Annotated in this window: 6 protein-coding genes; 4 read left to right on the top strand and 2 right to left on the bottom strand. The window is 68.7% G+C overall.

Annotated elements, in window-relative coordinates; all coding sequences use genetic code 11:
- Together JWN68_RS17320 and JWN68_RS17315 are read right to left on the bottom strand one after the other, a co-directional pair.
- On the bottom strand, window positions 1–405 hold a 405-nt coding region (locus JWN68_RS17320; protein ID WP_297741250.1), incomplete at its 3' end, for an LLM class flavin-dependent oxidoreductase.
- Window positions 406–506: 101 nt separating this feature from the next.
- Window positions 507–899 (bottom strand): hypothetical protein, encoded by a 393-nt coding sequence (locus JWN68_RS17315; RefSeq protein ID WP_297741248.1) that lies wholly within the window; start codon window positions 897–899, stop codon window positions 507–509.
- Between the two features lie 223 nt (window positions 900–1,122).
- On the opposite strand from JWN68_RS17315, the gene JWN68_RS17310 reads away from it, so the two are divergent.
- The 4 genes from JWN68_RS17310 to JWN68_RS17295 all read left to right on the top strand — a co-directional run.
- Window positions 1,123–1,413, top strand: a complete 291-nt coding sequence (locus JWN68_RS17310; RefSeq protein WP_297741246.1) for a metal-sensitive transcriptional regulator — start codon at window positions 1,123–1,125, stop codon at window positions 1,411–1,413.
- 14 nt (window positions 1,414–1,427) lie between these two features.
- Entirely contained in the window at window positions 1,428–1,631 is a 204-nt protein-coding gene (locus JWN68_RS17305) for a heavy-metal-associated domain-containing protein (RefSeq protein ID WP_297741244.1), read from the top strand.
- A 21-nt stretch (window positions 1,632–1,652) separates the two neighbouring features.
- On the top strand, window positions 1,653–2,525 hold the full coding sequence (locus tag JWN68_RS17300) for a hypothetical protein (protein WP_297741242.1): 873 nt from the start codon (window positions 1,653–1,655) through the stop codon (window positions 2,523–2,525).
- On the top strand, window positions 2,515–3,017 hold a 503-nt coding region (locus JWN68_RS17295), incomplete at its 3' end, for a cation transporter (protein WP_297741241.1). The genes JWN68_RS17300 and JWN68_RS17295, both read left to right, overlap by 11 nt.

Genomic DNA, 3,017 nt, shown 5'->3' with positions numbered 1-3,017 from the left:
CTCGACGGCGAGCGGGATGCCGTTGCGGATGTCCTGGCCGAACCAGGGATAGACCGGCCCGGTGTTGCCGCGGCCCATCATCAGGTCGACCCGGCCGCCGCTGAGGTGTTGGAGGAAGGCGTAGTCCTCCGCGATCTTCACCGGGTCGTTGGTCGTGATCAGGGTCGTGGCCGTGGAGAGCAGAAGGCGCTCGGTCCTGGCCGCGATCCAAGCGAGGTGGGTGGTGGGGGAGGAGACCGTGAACGGCGGGTTGTGGTGCTCGCCGGTGGCGAAGACGTCCAGCCCCACCTCGTCAGCCTTGAGCGCGATGCGGGTCATGGCGTCGATGCGCTCGCCCTCGGTGGGCACGAGCCCGGTCGTGGGGTCGGGAGTGATGTCGCCGACGCTGAAGATGCCGAACTGCATGGAGCCCTCCGTTTTAGTTGAAGATTGTACTACGTACAACCGTCCGATCGATCTCCGTATTCCGCCCCGACGGGCCGCCGGAACGCGCCTGTGCCGCCGGCTCAGACGGAGTAGCCGCCCAGCAGTTCGGCGAGCTTCAGGTGGGGCGCAGCCTGGTCCCGCTTGCTCTGGCGCTGCAGCGAGCGGCCGATGAGCAGGTGGGCGTACGGCTCATGAGGATCGATGGCCAGGACCTGGCGCGCAGCGTCGATCGCCGGCTCGAGCAGTGCTGCGTGGTAGTAGGCACGAGCCAGGAGGAGCCGAGCCTCGGTGAGTCCGTGGCCGATCTCGGAGGCCTCGGGTCCCTCGACGAGGTCGCGGAGCAAGGCCGCGGCGTCGCGATAGGCCTTCGACTCGAACAGTGCTTGGGCACGCAGCCACCGGTCGTGGAAGGAGTCCTCGAGCAGCCCAGCGTGGCCGGCCAGCAGGTCCTCGAAGGGGGTGAAGTCGGTCATGGTCGCGCCTGCTCCTGGAGGGGTCGGGTCCCCGTCACAACGCCGGCCCCTCGTGTCCGATTCCCGAGCATGAGGACAGGGCCCCGGAGCGTATCCAGGGCCCTGTTGACTCGACGTAGACGCTAGGGCGCCACCACGGGGACCACTACACCCCAAGGAGTTGTTTCTCGCTCCCCCCGGAGGCAACCTTGCGCCGCATACCCCCTAGGGGTATCTTGGGGGTATGACACACAGCTACGTCGCCCACGACACCAAGGCCGCCCACCTCAAGCGCTTGAAGAGGATCGAGGGACAGGTGCGCGGCATCGCCCGGATGGTCGACGAGGAGCAGTACTGCATCGACATCCTCACCCAGGTCTCCGCGGTCACCAAGGCGCTCCAGTCGCTCTCCCTCGGTCTCCTCGACGAGCACATGGAGCACTGCGTCGTCGAGGCCGTCCGTGCCGGTGGCGACGAGCAGGAGATCAAGCTCAAGGAAGCCAGCGCGGCCATCGCGCGGCTCGTGAAGTCCTAGCCCTCAGGAGAGACATGAACACCATGAACATCACCGTGACCGGCATGACCTGCGGTCACTGCGTCGCAAGTGTCACCGAGGAGATCAACGAGCTTGCGGGCGTCGAAGGGGTCGAGGTCGACCTCCCCACCGGTGCGGTCACCATCACCAGCACCGAGCAGCTGGACCCGACCGCGGTCGCCGGCGCCGTCGAGGAAGCCGGATATGCCGTCGCGTAGGTCACCCTCTCGAGCACTGTCGTGAGCACCCCGACCCGCCTGGCGGTCTTCGCCGGCGGTCTCGTCGTCGCCTTCGCCACCGCCTGGGGCGTCGGCTCCTTCGTGGACCCGCTCCTCGACGAGCCGCTCGCCGCTCACGACATGGGCGAGGACGCCGGGGCCGTTGAGGACCACGCCCAGGCCACCCATCTTCCCGGGGGCCTGATGGTCTCCCAGGACGGCTACGCACTGGCCCTCGAGGAGAACACGCTGTCTCCGGGACGTCGGTCGATCGCGTTCACGATCACCGACCCCGAGGGCGAGCCGCTGTCGGCCTACGAGACGGAGCACGAGAAGGAGCTGCACCTGATCGCCGTACGCCGCGACGGCTCCGGCTTCCAGCACGTGCACCCGACCCGGGGCGCCGACGAGCAGTGGCGCACCGACGTCCACCTGACCCCGGGCTCCTGGCGCATCTTCGCCGACTTCACCCCGGCCGGTCACGAGGGCCTGACCCTCGGCGCGGACGTGATCGTCCCGGGCCGGGTCACCACCGTGCCGGCCATCAGGACGTCGACGAGCACCGTCGACGGATACACCGTCATGCTCACCGGCGACCTGAGCGTCGGGACGTCCAGCGACCTCACCGTCACCGTCACCCGCGACGGCGTCCCGATCACCGACCTCGAGCCCTATCTCGGTGCGTACGGCCACCTCGTGGCCCTGCGCGCCGGCGACCTCGCCTACCTCCACGTGCACCCGGAGGAGAGCGGTCCCGGGCCCGACGTCCCGTTCGTCGCCGAGGTCCCCAGCGCCGGGGACTTCCACCTCTACTTCGACTTCCAGCACGATGGCGTCGTCCGGACTGCCGAGTTCTTCGTCGCCGCAGGAGAGGGTGAGCACGATGAGCACTGACGTCGAGTTGTCCACCATCGAGCTGGGCATCAGCGGCATGACCTGCGCCTCCTGCGCCAACCGGATCGAGCGCAAGCTCAACAAGCTCGACGGCGTCAGTGCGTCGGTCAACTACGCCACCGAGAAGGCCCACGTCAGCTATCCGCAGTCGGTCACCACCGACGAGCTCCTCTCGACCGTCGAGGCCGCCGGGTACGCCGCACGCCTCCCCACTGCGGAGGTCGAGGCGGCTCCCGAGCGCGACGAGGCGTACGTCCGGCTGGCCATGTCAGCCGTCCTCACCGTCCCCGTCGTGGCGATGGCGATGATCCCCGCGCTCCAGTTCACCTCCTGGCAGTGGCTCTCCCTCACGCTGGCTGCACCGGTCGTCGTCTGGGGCGGCTGGCCGTTCCACCGCGCGGCGTGGACCAACCTGCGGCACGGCGCCGCCACGATGGACACGCTCATCAGCCTCGGCACGCTCGCGGCCTTCGGCTGGTCGGTCTACGCGCT

The organism is Nocardioides sp., from assembly GCF_025964975.1.
Taxonomy (GTDB): domain Bacteria; phylum Actinomycetota; class Actinomycetes; order Propionibacteriales; family Nocardioidaceae; genus Nocardioides.
Note: the sequence above shows the minus strand (reverse complement) of the source record. Positions and strands in the feature narration are given on the sequence as shown.